This window comes from Caenimonas terrae (assembly GCF_042655405.1).
Classification (GTDB): Bacteria; Pseudomonadota; Gammaproteobacteria; order Burkholderiales; family Burkholderiaceae_C; genus Ramlibacter; species Ramlibacter terrae_A.
Map to the genome: position 1 here is coordinate 551301 of NZ_JBHSMF010000002.1, position 21560 is coordinate 572860.

A 21560-nucleotide genomic window follows, 5' to 3' on the forward strand; every position below is an offset into this window, starting at 1 on the left:
TTCAAGATGGGGCGGTGCGGGCCTGCTGCGCGGCCAGCCGGCCGGCCCGCCGGCCCGAGACGAAGGCCCAGGCCAGGTGGTGGCCGTGGCCCTTGAGCAGCAGGCCGCCCTGCCCGGTCGATCCGGCGGCGTACAGGCCGGGGATGGGACGGTCCTGGGCATCGAGCACGCGGTGCTGCAGGTCCACCATCAGCCCGCCTTCCGAATGCACGAACACCGAGCGCACCGGCCCCAGCGCGATGTACGGCCCCGGCCCGAGCGGACCCTGGGCGCCCTGGCGTGCGCTCTGCGCCAGCGCCTGCGGATCCATCCCCAGCTGCGCGGCCAGCGCCGCCAGCGTCGGTGCCTGCGCCGTGACGTCGGGGCGATTGCGCAGGTAATCGGGGATGTACGCATAGGCGATGCCCGGCGCCGTCGACACGAAGTCGGGCCACTGCGAGAAGCGCTGCGCCAGCCGCTGGTCGATCACGATCCAGGCCTGCCGGCCCGGCTGCCCGGGCACGCGCCAGGCGGCGCGGTCGCTTTCGTCGCCGAAGCGCTCGCCGCGCTGGTTCACCAGCACCGCCCCGGCCTCGAACAGCGCCGCCGAGGGCGCCAGTGCGGTGGTCAGGAACTTCATGATGAACGGCCGCAGCAGCGCCGCCGGCAGATGGTCCAGCGACCAGGCCATGAAATTGGCCAGCGCCCGCCACGGCGGCAGCCGCCGCACCAGCGTCTCGCGGGCCGGCGCGATGAAGCGCAGCTCCGGCCCCAGCGCCAGGTCGCCGTTGACGATGCGCGCGCCCAGCGCTTCGGCCATGCGCTGGCCGTCGCCGGTGGCGGTCGGGTTCACGCCGTCCACCGCCGCCTCCTGCGGGCCCATGAAGCGGGCCTTGAACGGCGCGCCGCTGGTGAAGTCGCCGGCCGCCAGCACCACGGCGCCGCGGCTGCGAAATTGATGCAGGACGCCGCCCACTTCAGCCTCCGCGCCGACCACGCGCCCGCCTTCGACCAGCAGCCGCGTGACCTGCGCGTTGCAGCGCAGGTCCACGCCGGCGCGGCGCGCGCGGCGCTCCAGGTGGTAGATGAAGGAGCGCGAATTGGGCAGCACGTTGTGCATGCGCGGCTGCCGGTGCGGCGGCTCCGGCATCGGGCCCATGAAGCGCACGCCCGAATCGAGCAGCCACTGGAAGGCGGCCGGCGCCTCGTCGCACAGCACGCGGCGCAGTTCGGCGTTGTCGCGATCGGCCAGCCCGCCGGCAAAGCCCGGCATGTCGGCCCAGTGGTCGGCCGGCGAATCGACGATGCCCTGGCGGCGCTGGTGCGGCGTGCCGGTGGCGGTGACGGAGCCGATCGACCAGGCCGTGGAGCCGCCCGGCCGCTCGTTCTTCTCCAGCAGCAGCACGCTGGCGCCGGCGGCGCGCGCCTCGATGGCGGCGGCCAGGCCGGCGCCGCCGGCGCCCACCACCACCACGTCGAAGGTGTCTGGCGCAGTCATTCGACCTGCAGCCTGGCCGCGGCGATCACGGCATTCCACTTCTCGGTCTCGGCCAGGTTGCGGCGGACCGCGTCGGCCGGCGTGCCGCCCAGCGGCAGCACGCCGAGGGCGTCCCAGCGCTGCGCGACCTCGGGCAGCCTGAGCACGGCGTTGAGCTCCGCATTGAGCCGGTTCACGATCGCCGGCGGCACGCCCCTGGCCACCGAAATGGTGTACCAGGGAACCGACGAATAGCCGGGCACGCCCGCTTCGGCCATCGTCGGCACGTCGGGCAGGCTGGGGCTGCGGGTGGTGCCGGTCACCGCCAGCGGCCGCACCTTGCCGGACTTGATGTAGGCATGCGCCGTGCCCAGGCTCTCGAACAGCATGTCGATCTGCCCGCCCAGCAGGTCGGCCATCGCCGGCGCGCCGCCCTTGTACGGGACATGCGTGTACTCGATCCTGGTCTGGTACTTGAACAGCTCCGCCGCCATGTGCATGGCCGACCCGTTGCCGGCCGAGCCGTAGGTCAGCTTGCCCGGCTCCGTCCGCGCCATCGCCAGCAGTTCGGCCACGCTGCGGACCTTCAGCTTGGGGCCGACCACCAGCACGCTGGGGCTCTCGGCCAGCAGGATCACCGGCTGCAGTTCGGTTGCCGGGTCGTAGCGCAGGTTCTTGTACAGCTTGGCGGCGCCGTTGTGCGCGATGGTCGCCAGCATCAGCGTGTAGCCGTCCGCCGGGGCCCGGGCCACCATCTCGCCGCCCAGGTGGCCGCCGGCGCCGCCGCGGTTGTCGATGACCACCGGCTGGCCGAGCCGGGCGCCGAGCTTCTCGGCAACCAGGCGGGCCAGCATGTCGGCCGGCCCGCCGGCCGCATAGGGCACGACCAGCTTCAGCGGGTGGGAGGGATAGGCGTCCTGCGCCCCGGCCAGGGCCGAGGCCGCGAGCAGCGCGACCCCCAGCAGCCGGCGGGTGATCTTGTCGAACATCGAAGTCTCCAGTCCTGTTGAATTCAATCGAGCTGCAGCCGGGCCGCTTCGATCACGCGGTTCCATTTGACGGTCTCGGACCGGAAGTAGGCCGCCGCCTCCTGCGGCGTGTTCGGCGTGAAGGCGATGCCCAGCTTGTCCAGCCGCGCCTGCACCTCGGGCGCGGCCAGCGCCCGCTGCACGTCCCGGTTGATCCGGTCCACCAGCGGCTGCGGCGTGTTGCGCGGCACCGCCAGCGTGAACCACGACGTTGCGCTGTAGCCCGGAAAGCCCGACTCGGCGATGGTCGGCACATCCGGGAAGTGCGGGTCGCGGTGCGGCCCCGTCACGGCCAGGATGCGCAGCTTGCCGCTTCGCACGTGGGGCATTCCCGACGACATGTTGTCGAACATCACGTCGACCTGTCCGCCGATCAGGTCGATCAGCGCCGGGCCGCTGCCCTTGTACGGCACGTGCGTCATCTTCGCGCCGCTGGCCAGCTCGAACAGCGCCGTCACCATGTGCACCGACGAGCCGGGCCCCGCGGTGGCGTAGCTGATCTTGCCGGGATGGGCCTGGGCGTCGGCGGCGAACTCGGCGAAGGTCTTGTAGGGCGAGGCGGCCGGCACCAGCACCAGGTTGGGCGACTCGCCCAGGATCATCACCGGCTTGAGGTCGGCCGCCGGGTCGTAACCGAGCTTGCGGTAACTGGCGTAGGCCGCGTGGATGCCGATGGTGCCCACCAGCAGCGTGTAGCCGTCGGCCGGCGCCTTCGCGACGATCTGCGCGCCCAGGTGGCCGCTGGCGCCGGGCTTGTTGTCGACCACCACGGTCTGGCCGTACAGCGGCTGCAGCCGCTCCGCGACGATCCGGCCCAGGATGTCGGCGGCGCCGGCCGGCGCGAACGGCACCACCACCCGGATCGCCCGGGTCGGATAGTCCTGCGCCATCGCGGCGCCGGCCAGGCAGAGCAGGCCGGCCAGCAGCAGGCGGCCCACGGGATGCAACAGGCGGCTGGTCATGGTCAGGCTTTCAATTGGTCGAGCGTGAGGATGGGACGCTGGTCGTACGGCCCTTGCCAGAGGTGGCAGTTGGCGCGGTCCACGATCTGCACCGGCAGGTCGATCGCCAGCGGCACGCTGTCGCCGCGCAGGTGGAGCACCGCGCACTCGGTGGCCAGGGCCGCCATCTGCATGGCGTTGAAATCGGCCGTGGCCAGCATGCGGCCGGCGCCGATCGCCTCGATCGCCTGCGGAATCGCGTTGACGCCGACCACCGCGGCGCCGCAGCCGGCCGCGTCCAGCGCATCGAGCACGCCGATCGCCATGATGTCGTTGGCCACCAGGCAGCCCTCGGGCCCGCGGTTGTCGCGCAGCCACTGCGCAGTCTGTGCGCGCGCAGTCTCGCGCAGGTAGTCGCCCGCGACGGTGCCGGCAATGCTGATGCCCGGATACTCGCGCGCCGCCTCCTGGAAGCCGCGCAGCCGCTCCTGGCTGGTGAAGGATTGCTGCGGGCCGGTGACGACCAGCACCCTGCCCTGCCCCTGCAGGTGCCGGAACAGGTGGCGCGCGATCGCCAGCGCCAGCCGGTAGTCGTCCGAGCCGACGTAGCAGGCGCTGGGGGCGGCGTTGATCGGGTTGACGAAGCCCACCATCGGGATGCCGGCCGCGGCGATGCGCAGGATCGCCGGATCCACCGCGCTGGCATGGACGGGTGAGAGCACGAAGGCATCGGGGCGCGGCACCAGCGCCAGCGCCTGGTCGATCAGCGCGCTCTGCTGCTTCGGGTCGTCGCCGGGCTCCGGCACGAAGTGCAGCACCTCGGCGCCCAGCCGCGCTGCGGCCCGCTCGGCGCCCAGCCGCGCCGCGGCGTAGGCCGGGTTGGTGAGGTTCTTGGTGAAGACGGCGATGCGCATCTCAACCCAGGGCCAACATGGTTTGCCGCCGGGCCGCCCCGAGGCAAAACGCGGCCCCCTCGGGGGGCAGGGAGCTACACGCAGTGAGCGACCGTGGGGGCCACATGCTTAGACCATGCCGCCGTTGGGCTGGATGATCTGGCCGTGGATCCACGAGGCCTTGTCGGAGGCCAGGAAGGCGACCACTTGCGCCACTTCGTCCGGCGTGCCGATACGGTTGAACGGGCTCATGGCCGCCGAGCGGGCCTTGACCTCGTCGGTCTTGCCGGCGCGGAACAGGTCGGTGTCCACCGGGCCCGGCGCCACGCCGTTGACGCGCACCTTGCGCGCCGCCAATTCCTTGGACATCGACCGCAACATGCCTTCGACCGCGCCCTTGGTCGCCGTGTACGGGCCGCCGCCGGGCACGGCATGGCGCACCATCGACGTGGTCAGGCCGATGACGGTGCCGCCGTCCGCCACGTTCTTGGCGGCGGCGCTCAGCACGTTGAAGGCGCCGACGATGTTGACTTCCACCAGCTTGCGGAAGTCCTCGGGGTTGAAGCTGGCCATCGGGCCGGGCGGCACGTTGATGCCGGCATTGGCCACGACGCAGGCGGGCGCGCTGCCGAAGTCGCGCGCCACGTCGGCGAACACCTGCGCCACCTGGGCGGGCTGGCAGATGTCGACCGCATAGCCCTTGGTGCGCGAGCTGCCGATATCGGCCGGCAGGTTGGGGGCGCTGGAGACGTACGTGTAGGCGACGTCGAAGCCGCCCTCCGCCAGCTTCTGCACGCAGGCCGCGCCGATGCCGCGGGTGCCGCCGAAAACCAGGGCGATCTTGTTGCTCATGGGGAATCCTTGGTGAAAATGAAAATGGTTCAGGCGACGTAGGGCTTGCCGTACGCCGGTTCCTTGTACGGAATCGGCGGCAGCTGCCAGGTGCCGGTGGAAGGCGGGCGCACGTCGGCGTCGACGTGCACGTCGATCACGCAGGGCCGCCGGTTCTTCAGCGCCAGCTCGACGGCCGCGGCCAGCTCCTGCGGCCGCGTCACCGTCATGCCGTCGGCGCCGCAGGCGCGGGCCCAGGCCGCGAAGTCGGGGTTGTAGCGCTCGCCGGTGCCGCCCTTGTAGAAGGCGGTGCCGATCTCGCGGCCGTTGAACAGGCCGTACTGCAGGTCGCGGATCGCGCCCCAGGCGAAGTTGTTCCAGACGATCCAGACCACCGGCAGGTTGTATTCCACCGCCGTGCACAGCACGTAGGGCGCCATGGTGAAGCCGCCGTCGCCGACCACCGCCACGCAGGGGCGGTCCGGTGCCGCCAGCTGCGCCCCCATCACGCCGCAGACGCCGAAGCCCATGCTGGAATAGCCCCAGCTATTGAGCATGCTCTGCGGCCGCTTGGCCTTCCAGAACTGCATGAACCAGTTGTGGTGCACGCCGGAGTCCAGCGCCAGGATGACGTCGTCCGGCAGGATCTTCTGCAGCGTGCCGACCACGAATTCGGGTCGCAGCGGGTTGGTCGAGTCGCCGAAGTGCGGGCGCACGAAGGCTTCCCATTCGGCCTGCCAGCCCTGCACCTGCGCCAGCCACGGCGCGTAGCGCGCCGCCTCGATCGCCTGGCGCGCCGGCAGCGCGTTGAGCAGCTGGCGCACGAACACCTTGACGTCGGCGATGATGCCCAGCGTCGGCGCGTAGTTGCGGCCCAGCTCCTGCGGGTCGATGTCCACGTGCACCAGCCTGGTCTTGGGGAAATTCCACGAATAGCCCGGATGCCAGCTGGAGGAGCTGCGGTCGTCGAAGCGGGTGCCCAGCGTGAGCACCAGGTCGGCCCGGCGCCCGGCCTCGTTGGCCGGGTAGGCGCCGTTGCGGCCGATGAAGCCCAGCGCCAGCGGATGGTCGCCGGCGATGCAGCCCATGCCGTTGGGCGAGGTGATCACCGGGATGCCCAGGCGCTGCGCGAACTCGGTGATCTCGGCGCCGGCTTCCGACAGCGTGGCGCCGTGGCCGATGAACAGCACCGGCTGCTGCGCGGCGGCCAGCAGGTCCAGCGTGGCCGCCACGTCGGCCTCGCTGGCGCCGGGGCGATGCGAGCCGTGCTGGTGCGATGCCGGCGGCAGTTCCACGTCCGCCTCTTCCTGGTAGACGTTGTACGGGATGTCCAGGTTCACCGGTCCCGGCCGGCCGGTCATCATCGTGTCCATGGCCTGGCGCAGCGCCAGCGGCAGCATGTCCACCCGGGTCGGCTGGAAGGCGCGCTTGACCACCGGCCGCAGCACCTGCGCGAAGTCGGCCTGGTTGTGGTGGTACAGCTCCTGGAACGGCGCGCGGTTGTGCTGCGAGGTCGGCACGTTGGAGGTGATCGCCATGAAGGCCGACGAATCCGACAGCGCGGTCGCCAGCGACATCACCATGTTGGCCGAGCCCGGGCCGGTGGAGGTGAGCGTGGCCACCGGCTTGTGCTTGACCCGGAAGTAGGCGTCGGCCATGTGGCCGGCGCATTGCTCGTGGCGCGGCGAGACCAGCTGGATCTTGTCGCGCACGTCGTACAGGGCGTCCAGGATGCCCACGTTGCCGTGGCCGCAGATGCCGAAGATATACGGCATCTTTTCCTGGACCAGGTAGTTGGCGATCAGTTCGCCGCCTTTCATCTTGGCCATGTGTTGCCTCTGTCTTTCTGCTGTCAGGCGGTAATTGTCACGATTCGCTCTTCGGTCATCTCGTGGACCGCGTAATGCGGGCCTTCGCGGCCGAAGCCGCTGTCCTTGGAGCCGCCGTAGGGCATCAGGTCCACCCGCGAACTGGAAGTCTCGTTGATGTGCACGCCCCCCACTTCCAGCTGCAGGGCCGCGGCCAGCGCATCGCCCAGCCGGTTGGTGAACAGGCCGGTCGCCAGGCCGTAGGGGGTGGAATTGACCCGCTCGATGGCCTGCGCCAGCGTGCTGAACGGCACGATGCAGACCACCGGCCCGAAGATCTCGCGGCAGCCCACGTCCATCCGGTCGCCGATGTCGGTCAGCAGGGTCGGCGGCACCACGGCGCCGCGGCGCGGCCCGCCCGCCAGCAGCCTTGCGCCGTCGGCGACGGCCCGCTGGATCCAGGCGTCGATGCGGATCGCGTTGTCCTCGCTGATCACCGGGCCGACCACCGTCTGCGGATCCTGCGGATCGCCGAAGGGCAGGGCCTTGACCAGCGCGGCCAGCCGCGTCTCCACCTCGGCCTGCAGCGACTCGTGCACCAGCAGCAGCTGCACCGAGGTGCAGACCTGGCCGGCCTTGCGGTAGCCGGCGTTGATGATCTTGGGCAGCGCGGTGTCGAGCCGGGCGTCGTCGCACACGATGGTGCAGGCGATCGAGCCCAGCTCCATCTGCGTGCGGCGCAGGCCGGCGGCCTGCTGGATCTTGCGGCCGACCTCGGTGCTGCCGGTGAAGGCGAAGAAGCGCACGCGCTCGTCGTCCTGCAGGTTCTTCACCACTTCCGCGCTGCCGTGCAGCACCGACAGGAAGCCGCGCGGCATGCCGGCGTCCAGCAGCAGCTGCGCCAGCTTGCAGGCCGTGAGCGGCGTGTTGGTGGACGGCTTGAGGATCACCGCATTGCCGGCGGCAAAGGCGGGCGCCACCTTGTGCGTGACGGTGTTGAGCGGCGAGTTGAACGGCGTGATGGCCGCCACCACGCCCAGCGGCACGCGGATGGTGAAGCCCATGCGGCCGGCCTGGCCGGGCGCGCCGGCCAGCGGGATCACGTCGCCGGCCAGGCGGCGCGCCTCTTCGCCCGACAGCCTGAGCGTCTGCATGGCACGGCGCACTTCGCCGGTGGCGTCGGACTGGGTGAAGCCGGCCTCCATCTGCATGGTGCGCACGAAGTCGTCCAGCCGCGCCTCCAGCAGCACGGCGGCCCGGTCGAGCACGGCGCCGCGTTCGTAGGCCACCAGCGGGCCGCCGCGGAAGGCCGCATGCGCCGCGTCGACGGCCTGCCGCACCTGCGCGGCGTCGGCGGTGGTGATGGAGCCGCAGTCGTGCAGCCGGTACTTGTCGCGCAAGGCGACCCGCGGGCCGGCCCCGTCGATCCAGGCGCCGTCGATCAGCAGCTGCGCCGTGGCCTGCGCGGCCGCGTCGTCCCGCACCGCGGGGGAGGATTGCGGAGCCATCAGCGCGCCTCCTCGTCGTCGGCCGGCGTCGTGACCACCAGGAACACCAGGCCGTTGGTCCCGGTGTTGGTGAAGCTGTGGCGGATGCCGGGCGGCACGTAGACGTAGTCGTGCGGATGCATCAGGTGCCGCTCGTCGTCGAGCGTGAGCACGCCCTCGCCCTCCAGCACGTAATAGATCTGCTCCTGCACCTTGTGCACGTGCTCGGCCACGTAGGCGGCCGGCGCGTAGCGGGAGATCCGGAAGTCGATCCGGCTGCTGCCGGTGTTCTCCGGCGCCGCCAGCGCCTTGGACAGCGCGCCGCCGAAGTGCCCGGGATATTCCTTCCACGGCAGGTTCGCCATCTTCTCGAGGAGCGCCTTGCCTTTGGGGGGCTGTTTCTGGCTCATGTTGTTTCCCTTCGTGAGTGCCAAGCCGCCTGCCGCGATGCCGGCAGGCTTGCTGGTGTTCCTGTCAATCGCCGGCCGCCATCGCGTAGCCCAGCCGGTACACGCCCGCCACCACGCCGCGGGCGGCGCCCCGGTGCACAAGCAGGTCTTCGTTCAATTCGTTGTCGGCCAGGTCGGTGACGGCCTGCCGGTCGTAGCCGCTGGCCAGCAGCACCCAGTCGGCACTGGCGTCGCCGCCGCGCAGCTTCTGCTCCGCGGTCTGCACCTGCGGCGGGCCCGGGGGCGCCATGTTCTGGAGCAGGTGGGCGCTGCTGACGCCGGGCTTGGCGACCAGCGCCGGCAACAGCACGTCGACCAGCCACGCGCGCAGCGTCTCGGCCTGCCCGTGCTGCGGCGAGAAGCGCACCGTCAGCATGGCGTGCGCGATGCCGCTCCCCAGGCTGCCCTGCACCGCGCACTGGCTGCGCACCATGTTGCGAAAGCCTGCCATGGTGCGGGTCGACCAGGGCGTCGGGTTGTTCACCCGGTCCAGGTATTGCTGCGAGCGGACCACCTCCAGGCCGGCCAGCTCGTACATGACGAAGTAGTGCGGCACGGCGGACACCGCCACCCAGCGCGACCCGCGCAGGAAGCCGGGCACGGCCAGCCGCTCCGGGAAGTGCTCGCTGGTGTGCCAGTGCTCGAAGCCCGGCCGCTCCGGCGGCGCGATGTCCCACCACATCGCGAGCACCGCGTTGCCCTTCAGCGCCATGTCGATGCCCCCATGATCCCGTGCGCCATCACTTGGCGGCGCGCAGCTTGGCCAGTTCGGCGTTGACTTCGCGCACCACCGGCTCGCCCACTTCCCTGGTGTACTTGTCCACCACCGGCTGCACCTTCTGGCGCAGCCGCTGCATTTCGGCCGGGGAGACCTGGTTGACCTGCATCAGCTTCTGCAGCGCGGCCAGGGTCTTCGATTCCTCGCGCAGCGAGATCTGGCGCTGCTGGGTCCGCGCCTCCTGCTCCGAGTCCACGATGATCTTGCGCTCCGTCGGCGACATGCCGTCCCAGGTCTTCTTGCTCATGAGGACCGGCATCGCCGTGTAGACGTGGCGGGTGAGCGACAGGTACTTCTGCACCTCGTTGAACTTGGAGGTCTCGATCACCGCCAGCGGATTCTCCTGGCCGTCGACCGCCTTCGATTCGAGCGCGCCATAGACCTCGGGGAAGGCCATCGGCAGCGGGTTGGCGCCCAGCGCATTGAACAGGTCCAGGTAGATCGGCGAGCCGATCACGCGCACCTTCAGCCCCTGCAGGTCCTCGACCCGGGCGATGGGGTGCCGGCTGTTGGTCATGTTGCGGAAACCGAGGTCCCACATACCCAGGCCGACCAGGCCGTGCTGCGGCAACTTGCCCATCAGGCGGGTGCCCACCGGGCCGTCGGCCACGGCGAACGCTTCCTGCGGGTTGTTGAACAGGAACGGGAAGTCGAAGACCATGAATTCCTTGTCGATCCCCGACAGCAAGCCGGTCGCCATCGACGAGAAGTCGATGGTGCCCCCGCGCAGGCCGGCCAGGTCCTGCGGCGCGCCGCCGAGCACGCCGGCCGGGAACACGTCCACCTTGATCTTGCCGCCGCTCTTCTTCTTCACCAGGTCCGCGAAGATGTAGGCGCCCTGGCCCAGCGGATGGTCCTTGGCGATGCTGAAGGTGAACTTCAGGGTCCGCTCCTTGATGTCCTGGGCCTGGCCGGCCAGCGGCAGCAGGGCCGCGAGGCCCATGACGACGCCGGCGACGCTGGAGAGAAAGGGTGTGCGCATGGTTGCTCCTGGAGGAAAGGGCCTTGGGGCGGGTTGGTTCACGGCTCGGGGGGAAGCGGGCGGGTCAGCCGGTCAGCCAGCGCAGCGGCGCCAGCACCAGCTCTGGGAACAGGACCATCACGAACATGATCACGAACTGCGCGGTCATGAAGGGCATCACGCCGCGGGTGACGTCGTCCATCTTGATGCGGCCGACGCCGGCCACCACGTTGAGCACGGTGCCCACCGGCGGCGTGATCAGGCCGATCGAGCAGTTGATGATGAACAGCACGCCGAAATACACCGGGTCGATGCCGGCGGCCCGGACCACCGGCATCAGCACCGGCGTCATGATCAGGATGGTCGGCGTCATGTCCAGCGCGGTGCCGATCACCATCGCCAGCACCATGATGGCCGCCATCAGCGCCGTCTTGTTGCCCATGAAGGGCTGCAGCAGGTCGACCATCATGGCCGGCAGGTTGGCCACCGTGATCAGCCAGGCGCTGACCATCGCCGCCGCGATCAGGAACATCACGATGGCGCTGGTCTTGGCCGCCGTCACGAAGATGCCGTAGACGTCGCGCCAGCCGATCTCGCGGTAAACCACCATGGACACCAGCAGCGCATAGACCGCCGCCACCACGGCCGCCTCGGTCGGCGTGAACACGCCCATGCGCAGGCCCACCAGGATGATCAGCGGCAGCATCAGCGCCCACGAGGCCTCGCGCAGCGACCGCAGGACTTCGCCCATGGCGGCCCGCGGCGGCGGCACCACCGCTTCCCTGCGCACCAGCCAGCCCCAGGTCAGCCACAGGGACAGCCCCATCAGCAGGCCGGGCACGATGCCGGCCAGGAACAGCCTGGACACCGAGACGTTGGCGCTGACGCCGAAGATCACCAGGCCGATGCTGGGCGGGATCACCGGGCCGATCACGCCGGTGGCCGCGATCAGGCCGCCGGCGCGGGCGCGGTCGTGGCCGGCCTTGGTCATCATCGGCAGCAGCAGCGCCGTCAGCGCAGCGGCATCCGCCACCGCCGAGCCCGACAGGGCGGCCATGATGCAGCCGGCCACGATGGTCACGTAGCCCAGGCCGCCCTTGATGTGGCCCACCAGCGTCAGCGCCAGGTTGACGATGCGGCGCGACAGGCCGCCCTCGTTCATGATCTCGCCCGCCAGCATGAAGAAGGGCACCGCCAGCAGCGGGAAGCTGTCGGCCCCGCTGATGATGTTCAGCGCCAGGATCTGGGCGTCGAACAGGTTCATCTGCCACATCAGGGCGACGCCGCTGGCCAGCAGCGCCATGGCGATCGGGATCCCGAGCGCCATCGCCAGCAGCAGCGAGCCGAGGAAGATGAAGACGGTCATGGGCGCCGCCCTTGCGTCTCGACCAGGTGCTGCACCTGGGCGGTCTCTTCCGATTCCTGCACCATCACCAGCTCGTCCGCGCCCATCCGGCCGGCCAGCATGCGCCACAGGTTGAGCGCCAGGATCAGTTCCGCCATCACGCCGAACACCACGCCCGGCGCGTACAGGATGGCCATCGGCGCGCCGGTGGACGGCGCCCCCACGTCGAGGTTGAGCCGCCACTGGGTCCAGCTGCCGGCCAGCAGCAGCCAGGCGATGTAGAGCATCAGCAGGTGGCCCAGCACGAAGCAGACCTTGCGCCCGGCCAGCGGCAGCCGGTCCACCACCATCTCCATGCCCAGGTGCTCGCGCTTGTGCAGGGCGACCACCGCCCCCAGGAAGGTCACCCAGACGAACAGCCAGCGCGACACTTCATCCGACACCGTGATGCTGGAATTGAAGCCGTAGCGCAGCACGACGTTGCCGAACACCAGCACCACCATCGCGGCCAGGGCCAGCGCGATCAGCACTTCGAACAGCTTGCAGATGCGGGCGATCAGTTTGTCCACGGACGTTCCTGTTGGTGCGGCTCAGGCCTGCGCTGCACGCAGCGTGTCGACCAGGCCGTGCAGGGCGGCCGTGTACGAATGCCAGCCCAGCCCCTGGACGGTGGCCTTGACGGCCGGCGCGATGATCGAATGGGCGCGCCACGGCTCGCGCGTCACCAGGTTGGACATGTGCACTTCCAGCGTCGGGAACGGCATCGACTTGATCGCGTCGTGCAGCGAGACCCCGTACTGCGTCAGGCCGCCGGGGTTGACGATGGCGCCGTCGGCGGTGTCGATGTGGGCGTGCAGGGCGTCGACCAGCGCGCCCTCGTGGTTGGACTGCAGGATCTCCAGCGTCACCCCCAGCTGCGCGGCCACCGCCTCGATGCGCGCGTTGATCTCCGCCAGCGTGGTGGTGCCGTAGATGTGCGGCTCGCGGCGGCCGAACAGGTTCAGGTTGGGCCCGTGCAGGACCAGGATCAGCAGCGGCTTGGTTGTCATGTCGGTTCCTTGTCTGGTGGCGGCGCGGCTCACAGCCACAGGATCTGCTTGCGGTAATCGAGGTTGTCCAGCAGCGGCTGGGCCGGCCCGGTGTGGAAGACGGCGCCGCGCTCCAGCGCGAACACGCGGTCGGCCAGCGCCAGCACCAGGTCCAGGTTGTGCTCGACGATCACCATCGATACCTCGCCGCGCAGCCGGTCGAACACGGTGAACAGCTCCTGCACCACCGTCGGCGCCAGGCCTTCGAAGGGCTCGTCCAGCAGCAGCAGCTTGACGTTGCCCGAGAGCGCGCGCGCCACCGCCACCATCTGCTGCTCGCCGCCCGACAGGTAGTCGGCCGCCACGTTGCGGCGCTCCTTGAGCCGCGGGAAATATTCGTAGATCTTCTCTTCGCTCCACACCATGCCGTGGCTGCCGTCGGTGGCGCGGGCCAGCCGGCCCAGCGCCAGGTTCTCGGCCACCGTCATGCCGGCGAACAGGCCGCGGCCCTGCGGCACGTAGCCGATGCCCAGCCGCGCGATGGCCGGCGCCGCGAGGCCGGCGATGTCGCGGCCCTCGAATTCGATCCGGCCCGAGGCCGGCGGCAGCAGCCCGCACAGCGCCTTGAGCAGCGTCGACTTGCCGGCGCCGTTGCGCCCCAGCAGGGCGACGATCTCGCCCTCGCGCACGTCCAGGGTGGCGTCGTTGAGGATGTGGCTCTTGCCGTAGAAGGCGTTGACGCCCTCGAAGCGCAGCACCTGCGGCCGCTCGCGGGCGTCGCCGGCCACCCGGCCGGTGACCGGCGGCGTGCCGCTGCCGGTGTACACCTCCTGCACCCGCGGGTCGTTGCGGACCTGGTCGGGCGTGCCGCACATCAGCACCTCGCCCTGGTTCATCACCGTGACGCGCTGCGAGAAGCCCAGCACCCGGTCGATGTCGTGCTCCACGATCAGCACCGGAATGCTGCTGGCGACGGTCCTGACCAGGTTGGAGACGCGCTCGCGTTCCGCCGCCGCCAGGCCGGCCAGCGGCTCGTCCATCAGCAGCACCTGCGGCTTGGAACCCAGCGCGATGCCCAGGTCCACCAGCCGCTGGCCGCCGTACGACAGGTCGCCGCCCAGCGTCTGCTCGATGCCGTGCAGGCCCAGGAACTTCATCAGCTCCGTGGTTTCGGCATGCACCTGCGGATAGCTGTCGATGTCGCGCCAGACGTTGAAGCGGCCGGGATGGCGCGCCTGCAGCGACAGCCGCAGGTTCTCGTAGATCGGCAGGCCCTTGAACAGGTTGGTGATCTGGAACGAGCGGGCCAGGCCGCGCTGGCAGATCTGCTGCGGCGACAGGCCGTGGATGGCCTCGCCGGCCAGCCGCACGCTGCCGCGGCTGGGCGCGAACATGCCCGAGATCAGGTTGAACGTCGTGGTCTTTCCCGCGCCGTTCGGGCCGATCAGCGCGTGCACCTGGCCGGCTTCCAGCGTCAGGCGGGCGCCGCTGACGGCCTTGATGCCGCCGAAGCGCATCTCGACGTCCTGCACTTCCAGCAGCGCGCCCTGGCGTGGCGGCGGCCGCAGGAAGCCCGGCAGGGCCAGCCCCTCGTAGATCTTGCGCCCGCTCATGGCGGCGCCGGTTTCCGCCGGCGGCCGCCAGCGGCGCTTGAGCCGGCCCCAGATGCCGGTCAGGCCGGTGGGCGAATAGATGACGAAGCCCACGAAGATCAGGCCGAACCACAGCAGCCAGTTGCCGGTGTAGATCGAGAACAGCTCGCGAAACAGCAGGTAGAACAGCGCGCCGAGCGCCGGGCCCAGGAAGCTGCGCATGCCGCCGATCACCACCATCGCCAGCATCTCGCCCGAGAAGGCCACGGTGGTCGACTCCGCCGCCGCCAGCCGGTGCAGGAACACCAGCAGCGCCCCGGCCAGCCCGGTGACGGTGGTCGAGAGCACGAAGGCCGCGAGCTTGTAGCGGACGGTGTCGTAGCCCTGGAAGCCGGCGCGCTGCTCGTTCTCGCGGATCGCCACCAGCACGTGGCCGAAGGGCGAGCGCGTCACCCGCAGCAGTCCCCACAGCACGAAGAACGCCACCACCGCGACCAGCGCGTAGAAGTTGGCGTGGCCGTCCAGGTTCAGCACCGCCAGCCCGCCGCGCTCGATGCCGCCCAGGCCGCCCTCGCCGCCGGTCAGCGCGGTCCAGCGGAATGCCATGGCGAAGGTCAGCGCGCACAGCGCCAGCGTCAGCAGCGAGAAGTAGACGCCGCGCCGGCGCAGGATCAGGAAGCCGACGGCCAGGGCCAGCGTGGCCGTGAAGGCCAGCGAGAACAGCAGCGGCAGCACGATCTGGCCCTTGAACCAGTGCAGCTGCGCCAGCGCCGCCGCATAGCCGCCGATGCCGAACCAGGCGCTGTGGCCGAACGACACCAGGCCGGTGGTGCCCACCAGCAGGTTCAGCCCCATGGCGGCCAGCGCCAGGATCACCACCACGGTGGCGTTGTCGTAGGTCAGCCCGATCGCCTGCAGCGCGAACGGCAGTGCCACCAGCGCCGCGGCGCCGATCCAAAGGGGGCGGGAATTCTTGCCGGGGAAAAGCATGCTCATTCGAACCGTTCAATCCGCTCGCCGAGCAACCCGCGCGGACGGAACATCAGCACCAGGAACATCAGCACGTACATGGAAGCCTCGCCGGCGGCGGGCGCGAAATGGATGGTGACGCCGCGCACCACGCCGACCAGCAGCGCGGCGACCACCACGCCCCAGAAGCTGCCGAGGCCGCCGATCACCACCACCACGAAGGCGACGGTCATGATCTCGGTGCCCATCGCCGGGTGCACGATGGTGATCGGCCCGAACAGCGCGCCGCCCAGGGCGGCGGTGGCCACGCCCAGCACCACGATCGCCGTCATGTAGGGCTGCAGGTTGATCCCCAGCACCGCCACCATGTCCGGCCGCTGCACGCCGGCGCGCACCACCCGGCCGAACGAGGTCTTGTGCAGCAGCAGCCAGAGCCCGCCCAGCACCGCCGCCACCACCGCCAGCAGGAACAGCCGGTAGCGCGAGAACATGAAGTCGCCGAGCATCGCGCTGCCCTTGAAGCCGGCCGGCATCGACGACGACAGGGGAGCGGCGCCCCAGATCATCCGCAGCAGCTGCTCGGCCACCATCGCCAGGCCGAAGGTGACCAGCAGGCTCAGGATCGGGTCGGCGGTGTAGAAGCGGCGCAGCAGGAAGCGCTCGAACAGGATGCCCAGCAGGCCGACGGCGATCGGCGACAGCACCACGCCGGCGCCGAAGCCCAGGCGCGAGCCGATCTCCAGCGCCAGGTAGGCGCCGATGGCGTAGAACGCGCCGTGCGCCAGGTTGACGACGCCGCCGACGCTGAAGATCAGCGACAGGCCCAGCGCCAGCAGCAGGTAGTAGCCACCGAGCACCAGGCCGTTGACGACCTGCTCGAGCAGGAAAACGATTTGCATAGGGAAGTCGGTCCGGCCGGCCCGCGCGGGCTCGCGCGGCGACCGCCTGGCGGCGGCCGCGCGCAGTTGCGCGTCAGCCGCGCATTACATCTTGCAGGTGCTCTCGGCCCGGGTCGGCGCCAGCAGTTCCAGCGGCTGGTTGGCGGCCGGCACGGCCTCGCCGAACTTCAGGAAGTCGTACTTGTCCTTGGCCTGGCCCTTGGCCTTGACCGTGAACGGATACGCCTCCTGCATCAGCTGGTGGTCCCAGGAGCGGAAGTAGGCCTTGCGCGCCTTCAGGATGTCGAACTGCGCCTCCGACTCGAAGTAGGCGATCAGCTTGTCGGTGTCGGTCGACTTGGTGGCGCTCATGGCCTGCGCCAGGATCTTGAGCGACACGTATTCGATCCACGCGTGGTTCTCCGGCACCTTGCCGTACTTCTTGACGAAGTTGGCCACGAAGGTCTTGGAGGCCGGCGTGTTCAGGTCGTGGTGCCACACCGTCGGCCAGATGCCGCCCAGGTTGCCCTCGCCCGCGGCCCAGGCGTCGGCGGTGTTCAGGTTGAAGCCCACCACCGGGTACGGCAGGCCGAATTCGGCGTACTGCTTGACGAAGTTGGTGACCTGGTTGCCGGCCAGGTTGGTGGAGACCAGGTCGGGCTTGGCCTGGCGGATCTTCAGCAGGTAGGGGCTGAAGTCGGTGACGTCGGTGGGCACCAGCTCGTCGCCGATCAGGTTGCCGCCGTTGGCGCCGAAGAAGTTCTTGGCGGCCTTGGCCAGGTCGTGGCCGAACAGGTAGTCGGCCGTCAGGCTGTAGATCTTCTTGCCCTTGACCATGTTGTCGCGCACCAGCGCCTGGCCGACGGCGTTGACCATCACCGTGACCGGGATGTCGACGTGGAAGGTGTAGCGGTTGCAGTCCTTGCCGCGCAGCGCATCGGAGCGCGCGCCGATGCTCAGGAACAGCTTCCTGTTGCGGGCCGCGACCTGGGAGATCGTCAGCGCCGATGCGGAGTTGATCTCGCCCATCAGCACCGCGACGCCGTCGCGCTCGATCATGCGCTGGGCCTTGGACGCCGCCACCTGCGGGTTGACCGAGTCCTCGCTCATCACGTCCAGCTGGCGGCCCATCACGCCGCCGGCGGCATTGATCTCCTCGGCCGCCATCTTGATGCCCATCACCGCGTATTCGCCCAGGGCGCCGAGAAAGCCGGTGAGCGGCGTCAGGTGGCCGATCTTGATCTTCTCGCCCTGGCCGAAGGCCAGCGAGGAGAAGCCCAGCGCCGCACTGCCGGCCAGCGCCGCGCCGCCCTTGATCAGGTTGCGGCGGCCCGTGAGCGCCAGCCCCTTGCTCTCATGCACTTGATTGCCCATGTCGTGTCTCCTCGTGGTGTTATCGCAATGCGAGACGCATGATAGGAACGACGCCGTCAAAGCGAAAATACCGATTTCCGAGATGGGCTATCGGAATTTCTTATATGCTCGCGCCATCCCCTTTTGCGGAGCGTCGACATGGATCTCAGGCAGCTCAGGTACTTCGTGCAGATCATCGAGAGCGGCAGCCTGGCCAAGGCCTCGCGGGTGCTGTACATCGCGCAGCCGGCCCTCAGCCAGCAGCTGGCCCGGCTGGAAGCCGAGGTCGGCAAGCCGCTGCTGGTGCGCAGCTCCAAGGGCGTGACGCCGACCGAGAACGGCACCGCGCTGCACCACCATGCGCGCTTCATGCTGCGCCAGCTCGATCAGGCCATCTCGATCGCGCGCCAGGAGCCGGGCACGGTGCACGGCATGGTGTCGGTGGGGCTGGCGGCCACCACCGTGTGCGCGGTCGGCGTGCCCTTCGTGCGCCGCATCCGCGAGAAATACCCGGGCATCGTGCTGAACGTGGTGGAGGGCATGAGCGGCCACCTGGCGCAGATGATGCAGCTGGGGCAGCTGGACCTGTGCATCCTGTTCAGCCGCGACGCCATCCCCGACCTGCCGTCCGAGCCGCTGGTGACGGAGGAACTGTTCGTCATGCTGCCGCAGGAGAGCGAGCTGGTCGCGCCGCGCCGCGTCAAGCTGAGCGTGGCGGAGACGGCGCAGCTGCCGCTGATCCTGCCGACCGGCATCCATGGCCTGCGGCGCCGCATCACGGCCGAATTCGAGCAGCGCAACCTGGCGGCGCGGGTGGTGGCGGAGATCGATTCGCTGTCGCTGCTGATGGCCTGCGTTCGCGGCGGCATGGGCGCCACCATCAAGCCGATGGCCGCGGCCCTGCTGGAGGGCCAGATGCGCCAGGGCTGGCGCACGCTGGCGTTCTCGGATGCGAGCATGACGCGGCCCAACTACCTGTATTCGGTGGTGCCGGAGCGGCTGTCGCCGGCGGCGGCGGCGGTGCGCGCCGAGCTGCGCGACACGGTGCACCAGCTGGTGCAGTCCGGCAGCTGGCAGGGCGTGGAGCTGCTCCACCCCAGGGAGCAGCGCACGCCCTCCTACTTCACGCCGGCGGCGCCGGTGCGGGCCACCACCTCGTCCTGCGAGCCGGTGCCGCCCGAGCAGCCGATGGCGCCGATGATCCGGCCGGCCTCCACCAGCGGGATGCCGCCGCGCGAGGCGATCAGGTCGTCCAGGGTCAGCAGGTAGTTCAGCCCGCCCTGCACGCCGCCCTCGAAGGCCTTGGTCTCGCGCCGGTACTTGGCGGCCGCGCGCGCCTTGTGCTGGGCGATCTCCACCGAGGCCAGCTGGGCGCCGTCCATGCGCTTGAAGGACACCAGGCTGGCGCCCGAGTCCACCACCGCGCAGACCATCTTCCAGCCGCGGCCGCGGGCCTCGCCCACTGCCGCCGCCAGCACGGCGTCGGCGCGCTCCAGCCCGATCGGCGCGCCATAGGGGACGTCGAACGGCATCTTTTCGGGCACGGCGTCCAGCGGGTTGGGCTGCTGGGCCCCGGCGGCACCGGCCAGCAGCAGGCCGGCCACGGCGATCGCGCGGGCATGGAACTTGAACTTCATGGGAGTCTCCTCGGTTGAGGAGCGCAATGTAGTCTGCGCCGGCGGCGGCGTCGCCTGCACTCGCGCGCATGGGGCCATCGGCGGCCGTGATGGCTCAGGCGTCCGGCAGCGCCGCCCCGACCCAGCGGCCCGAGCGCACCAGGGCGCGCGCGCAATCGGCCAGCACCACGCGGGCGGCAAGCCCGGCCGGCGACAGTTCGTCGTCCGACAGGCTGCACAGCGCATTGGCCCGTCGCGCCTGGGCGTCGCCGATCTCGGCCAGGTGGAAGCGCTGCTCCGCATCGGGAAAGCGCGCCACCGCCGCCCACGGCTGCAGCGTGCAGCCCAGGCCCGCCTCCACCGCCTCCATCAGCATCGGCAGCGAATCGATCTCGGCGACCACCGTGGGCTGCAGCCGGATCCGGGCGAACAGCGCGTCCAGCGTGCTGCGCAGTCCGTGCGCGCCGGTCGGCAGGATCAGCGGCACGCCCTTGAGCCGCGCCATCCGCAGCCGGGCCGGGGCGCCGGCCGGGAGGCCCGCGCGGGCGCGGATGAAGAACAGTTTTTCCTCCAGCAGCGGCATCACGCTCCAGCGCCGCGCCGGGTTGGTGTCGAACAGCACCGCCAGATCGAGCTGGCGGGCGTTGAGCATGGCCGACAGGTGGCCGGACAGGCCTTCCACCATGTGCAGCCGCACGTCCGGATAGCGCTCGCGCATGGCCCGCATCAAGGCCAGCCCCAGCACCGACGCCGTGGTCGGCGCCAGGCCGACGCTGACGCTGCCGGACAGCCGCGACTGCTGCGCCGCCCGCACCGCCTGCTCGGAATGGCGCAGCGCCAGCTGCGCCTCGCGAAAGAAAGCCAGCCCGGCCTCGGTGGGCGTCACGCCCTTGCTGGTGCGCTGCAGCAGCCGGGTCGACAGCTCGCCTTCCAGCCGGCTGATCTGCTGGCTGAGGGCCGACTGCACCAGCTGCAGGTCGAGCGCGGCGCGGCTGATGCTGCCCAGTTCGACCACGCGCACGAAGTAGCGGAGCTGGCGCAGTTCCATCGCTATTTGGCGCAGCGGTCGGACAGGGCGCGCGCCGCCAGGCCTGGGGCAGCGAGCAGGCCGCCGAGCATCCCGGGCTTGTCCGGCGCGTGCATGCAGTCGTCCACCGACGCGTCGCCCATGCCCTCGGCCATCGGGTCGACGCGCGGCTTGGCGCCGCGCCGCAGCTGCTCGTTGGCCATGTCGGCCAGGCTGCGCGGCTGCTGGAGGCGGAACGGCCCGGGATGCGGCGGAATGACAGGCGCCGGCGCCGGCAGGATCAGCGGCGGCGGGCGCGGTGCGGGCGGCACCGGGGGCGCCGGCGGCGCGACCAGGATGGTGGTCGCGCCCGCGGCGGCCGGCGAACCGGCCGGCACCGCCACATCGACCGGCGGCAGTTGCAGCCGCTGCACCGGCGCCGGGGCAGGTGGCGCCGGAGCCGGGGCCGGAGCCGGGGCCGGCGCCGGCGGCGCAGGCGGGGTTGGCACTGGTGCCGGCGGCGCAGGCGGTGCCGGCGCGGGAGCCGGCGCGGGAGCCGGCGCAGGTGCAGGTGCAGGTGCAGGTGCAGGCTCGGGCGCGGGGACAGGCGCGGGTGCGGGCACCGGCGCCGGGACCGGAGCAGGAACGGGAGCGGGCAATGGCTCCGGCGCCGGCACCGGCACGGGTTCCGGTGGCACCGGCGCCGGCGTGGGCGGCGGCTCGGGCGGCGGTGTCACGGGCATCGGCACCGGGACCGGCGGCGCCGGCGTCGGCTCCGGCTCGGTCTCCGTCACGGCCTGGCGCGCCTTGGGCGCCGGCCGCGGTTTGCGGGCCTGCAGCGTGTCGGGCAGCTGCGTGGTGGCGCGCAGCGGCACGCTGGGCTCGACCCGGTTGCCGAACACCGCCATCGCCTCGCTGGAGCGCAGCGACAGGTTGGACGGCGAGGTGATGGCGCGGCTGCTGCTTGCATTGCGCGGGCTGATCGGCTGCGCGTACTGGTAGACCACATAGCGCACGGCGCGCTCCACCGGCACGTGCTGCGCGATCAGCCAGAGCAGCGCCACGTGCAGCGCGCCCACCGTCACCATCGCGCCCGGGGAACGGCGCTGTGGGGGCAACTGGAGTGGGCTGGGCCGCAGGA

The 21560-nt window shown here is 70.6% G+C and carries 19 protein-coding genes and 1 pseudogene; 1 reads left to right on the plus strand and 19 read right to left on the minus strand.

Annotated elements, in window-relative coordinates; translation table 11 throughout:
- Nucleotide 1: 1 nt before the first annotated feature.
- The 16 genes from ACFPOE_RS02705 to ACFPOE_RS02780 form a co-directional block, all read right to left on the minus strand.
- On the minus strand, nt 2–1477 hold the full coding sequence (locus ACFPOE_RS02705; protein ID WP_376848450.1) for an FAD-dependent oxidoreductase: 1476 nt from the start codon (nt 1475–1477) through the stop codon (nt 2–4).
- A complete protein-coding gene (locus ACFPOE_RS02710; RefSeq protein WP_376848451.1) occupies nt 1474–2445 on the minus strand; it encodes a tripartite tricarboxylate transporter substrate binding protein in 972 nt (323 codons plus the stop codon). The genes ACFPOE_RS02705 and ACFPOE_RS02710 overlap by 4 nt, the downstream gene beginning before the upstream one ends.
- 23 nt (nt 2446–2468) lie before the next feature.
- Complete coding sequence (locus tag ACFPOE_RS02715) at nt 2469–3446, minus strand: Bug family tripartite tricarboxylate transporter substrate binding protein (RefSeq protein ID WP_376848452.1); 978 nt, start codon at nt 3444–3446, stop codon at nt 2469–2471.
- A gap of 2 nt (nt 3447–3448) precedes the next feature.
- The gene (locus ACFPOE_RS02720) at nt 3449–4339 is read right to left on the minus strand and encodes a sugar ABC transporter substrate-binding protein (RefSeq protein WP_376848453.1); all 891 of its coding nucleotides are present in this window, start codon (nt 4337–4339) and stop codon (nt 3449–3451) included.
- A 108-nt stretch (nt 4340–4447) separates the two neighbouring features.
- The gene (locus tag ACFPOE_RS02725; protein ID WP_376848454.1) at nt 4448–5170 is read right to left on the minus strand and encodes an SDR family oxidoreductase; all 723 of its coding nucleotides are present in this window, start codon (nt 5168–5170) and stop codon (nt 4448–4450) included.
- A gap of 29 nt (nt 5171–5199) precedes the next feature.
- Nucleotides 5200–6978: a thiamine pyrophosphate-binding protein gene (locus ACFPOE_RS02730; protein WP_376848455.1), complete on the minus strand. Its 1779-nt coding sequence runs from the start codon at nt 6976–6978 to the stop codon at nt 5200–5202.
- A 23-nt stretch (nt 6979–7001) separates the two neighbouring features.
- Complete coding sequence (locus ACFPOE_RS02735) at nt 7002–8465, minus strand: aldehyde dehydrogenase family protein (RefSeq protein WP_376848456.1); 1464 nt, start codon at nt 8463–8465, stop codon at nt 7002–7004.
- Nucleotides 8465–8854 carry a cupin domain-containing protein gene (locus ACFPOE_RS02740; protein WP_376848457.1) on the minus strand — a complete coding sequence of 130 codons (390 nt, stop codon included), beginning with the start codon at nt 8852–8854 and terminating at the stop codon, nt 8465–8467. The genes ACFPOE_RS02735 and ACFPOE_RS02740 overlap by 1 nt, the downstream gene beginning before the upstream one ends.
- A gap of 64 nt (nt 8855–8918) precedes the next feature.
- On the minus strand, nt 8919–9605 hold the full coding sequence (locus ACFPOE_RS02745; protein ID WP_376848458.1) for a hypothetical protein: 687 nt from the start codon (nt 9603–9605) through the stop codon (nt 8919–8921).
- A gap of 28 nt (nt 9606–9633) precedes the next feature.
- Entirely contained in the window at nt 9634–10653 is a 1020-nt protein-coding gene (locus ACFPOE_RS02750; RefSeq protein ID WP_376848459.1) for a TRAP transporter substrate-binding protein, read from the minus strand.
- Between the two features lie 64 nt (nt 10654–10717).
- The gene (locus ACFPOE_RS02755; protein ID WP_376848460.1) at nt 10718–11998 is read right to left on the minus strand and encodes a TRAP transporter large permease subunit; all 1281 of its coding nucleotides are present in this window, start codon (nt 11996–11998) and stop codon (nt 10718–10720) included.
- Nucleotides 11995–12546, minus strand: coding sequence for a TRAP transporter small permease (locus ACFPOE_RS02760; protein WP_376848461.1), 552 nt, complete (start codon nt 12544–12546; stop codon nt 11995–11997). Before ACFPOE_RS02760 ends, ACFPOE_RS02755 begins: the two co-directional genes overlap by 4 nt.
- A 21-nt stretch (nt 12547–12567) precedes the next feature.
- A complete protein-coding gene (locus ACFPOE_RS02765; protein WP_376848794.1) occupies nt 12568–13011 on the minus strand; it encodes a type II 3-dehydroquinate dehydratase in 444 nt (147 codons plus the stop codon).
- A gap of 44 nt (nt 13012–13055) precedes the next feature.
- Complete coding sequence (locus ACFPOE_RS02770) at nt 13056–15593, minus strand: branched-chain amino acid ABC transporter ATP-binding protein/permease (protein ID WP_376848462.1); 2538 nt, start codon at nt 15591–15593, stop codon at nt 13056–13058.
- A complete protein-coding gene (locus tag ACFPOE_RS02775) occupies nt 15590–16465 on the minus strand; it encodes a branched-chain amino acid ABC transporter permease (protein ID WP_376848463.1) in 876 nt (291 codons plus the stop codon). The genes ACFPOE_RS02770 and ACFPOE_RS02775 overlap by 4 nt, the downstream gene beginning before the upstream one ends.
- Nucleotides 16466–16549: 84 nt before the next feature.
- Nucleotides 16550–17818 carry an ABC transporter substrate-binding protein gene (locus ACFPOE_RS02780; RefSeq protein ID WP_376848464.1) on the minus strand — a complete coding sequence of 423 codons (1269 nt, stop codon included), beginning with the start codon at nt 17816–17818 and terminating at the stop codon, nt 16550–16552.
- Between the two features lie 138 nt (nt 17819–17956).
- On the opposite strand from ACFPOE_RS02780, the pseudogene ACFPOE_RS02785 reads away from it, so the two are divergent.
- Nucleotides 17957–18829 (plus strand): annotated as a pseudogene (locus ACFPOE_RS02785) (LysR substrate-binding domain-containing protein); the annotation flags it as partial.
- Between the two features lie 86 nt (nt 18830–18915).
- On the opposite strand, the gene ACFPOE_RS02790 reads toward ACFPOE_RS02785, so the two are convergent.
- The 3 genes from ACFPOE_RS02790 to ACFPOE_RS02800 form a co-directional block, all read right to left on the minus strand.
- Nucleotides 18916–19434, minus strand: coding sequence for a GlcG/HbpS family heme-binding protein (locus tag ACFPOE_RS02790; RefSeq protein ID WP_376848465.1), 519 nt, complete (start codon nt 19432–19434; stop codon nt 18916–18918).
- Between the two features lie 94 nt (nt 19435–19528).
- Nucleotides 19529–20461, minus strand: coding sequence for a LysR family transcriptional regulator (locus tag ACFPOE_RS02795; protein WP_376848466.1), 933 nt, complete (start codon nt 20459–20461; stop codon nt 19529–19531).
- Nucleotides 20462–20463: 2 nt separating this feature from the next.
- Nucleotides 20464–21537 (minus strand): hypothetical protein, encoded by a 1074-nt coding sequence (locus tag ACFPOE_RS02800; protein ID WP_376848467.1) that lies wholly within the window; start codon nt 21535–21537, stop codon nt 20464–20466.
- Between the last annotated feature and the right edge of the window lie 23 nt (nt 21538–21560).

Bases quoted from the DNA above. Each gene is read 5' to 3' on its own strand.
- ACFPOE_RS02705 (WP_376848450.1), bottom strand. From the start codon at position 1,477: ATGACTGCGCCAGACACCTTCGACGTGGTGGTGGTGGGCGCCGGCGGC.
- ACFPOE_RS02710 (WP_376848451.1), bottom strand. From the start codon at position 2,445: ATGTTCGACAAGATCACCCGCCGGCTGCTGGGGGTCGCGCTGCTCGCG.
- ACFPOE_RS02715 (WP_376848452.1), bottom strand. From the start codon at position 3,446: ATGACCAGCCGCCTGTTGCATCCCGTGGGCCGCCTGCTGCTGGCCGGC.
- ACFPOE_RS02720 (WP_376848453.1), bottom strand. From the start codon at position 4,339: ATGCGCATCGCCGTCTTCACCAAGAACCTCACCAACCCGGCCTACGCC.
- ACFPOE_RS02725 (WP_376848454.1), bottom strand. From the start codon at position 5,170: ATGAGCAACAAGATCGCCCTGGTTTTCGGCGGCACCCGCGGCATCGGC.
- ACFPOE_RS02730 (WP_376848455.1), bottom strand. From the start codon at position 6,978: ATGGCCAAGATGAAAGGCGGCGAACTGATCGCCAACTACCTGGTCCAG.
- ACFPOE_RS02735 (WP_376848456.1), bottom strand. From the start codon at position 8,465: ATGGCTCCGCAATCCTCCCCCGCGGTGCGGGACGACGCGGCCGCGCAG.
- ACFPOE_RS02740 (WP_376848457.1), bottom strand. From the start codon at position 8,854: ATGAGCCAGAAACAGCCCCCCAAAGGCAAGGCGCTCCTCGAGAAGATG.
- ACFPOE_RS02745 (WP_376848458.1), bottom strand. From the start codon at position 9,605: ATGGCGCTGAAGGGCAACGCGGTGCTCGCGATGTGGTGGGACATCGCG.
- ACFPOE_RS02750 (WP_376848459.1), bottom strand. From the start codon at position 10,653: ATGCGCACACCCTTTCTCTCCAGCGTCGCCGGCGTCGTCATGGGCCTC.
- ACFPOE_RS02755 (WP_376848460.1), bottom strand. From the start codon at position 11,998: ATGACCGTCTTCATCTTCCTCGGCTCGCTGCTGCTGGCGATGGCGCTC.
- ACFPOE_RS02770 (WP_376848462.1), bottom strand. From the start codon at position 15,593: ATGAGCATGCTTTTCCCCGGCAAGAATTCCCGCCCCCTTTGGATCGGC.
- ACFPOE_RS02775 (WP_376848463.1), bottom strand. From the start codon at position 16,465: ATGCAAATCGTTTTCCTGCTCGAGCAGGTCGTCAACGGCCTGGTGCTC.
- ACFPOE_RS02780 (WP_376848464.1), bottom strand. From the start codon at position 17,818: ATGGGCAATCAAGTGCATGAGAGCAAGGGGCTGGCGCTCACGGGCCGC.
- ACFPOE_RS02790 (WP_376848465.1), bottom strand. From the start codon at position 19,434: ATGAAGTTCAAGTTCCATGCCCGCGCGATCGCCGTGGCCGGCCTGCTG.
- ACFPOE_RS02795 (WP_376848466.1), bottom strand. From the start codon at position 20,461: ATGGAACTGCGCCAGCTCCGCTACTTCGTGCGCGTGGTCGAACTGGGC.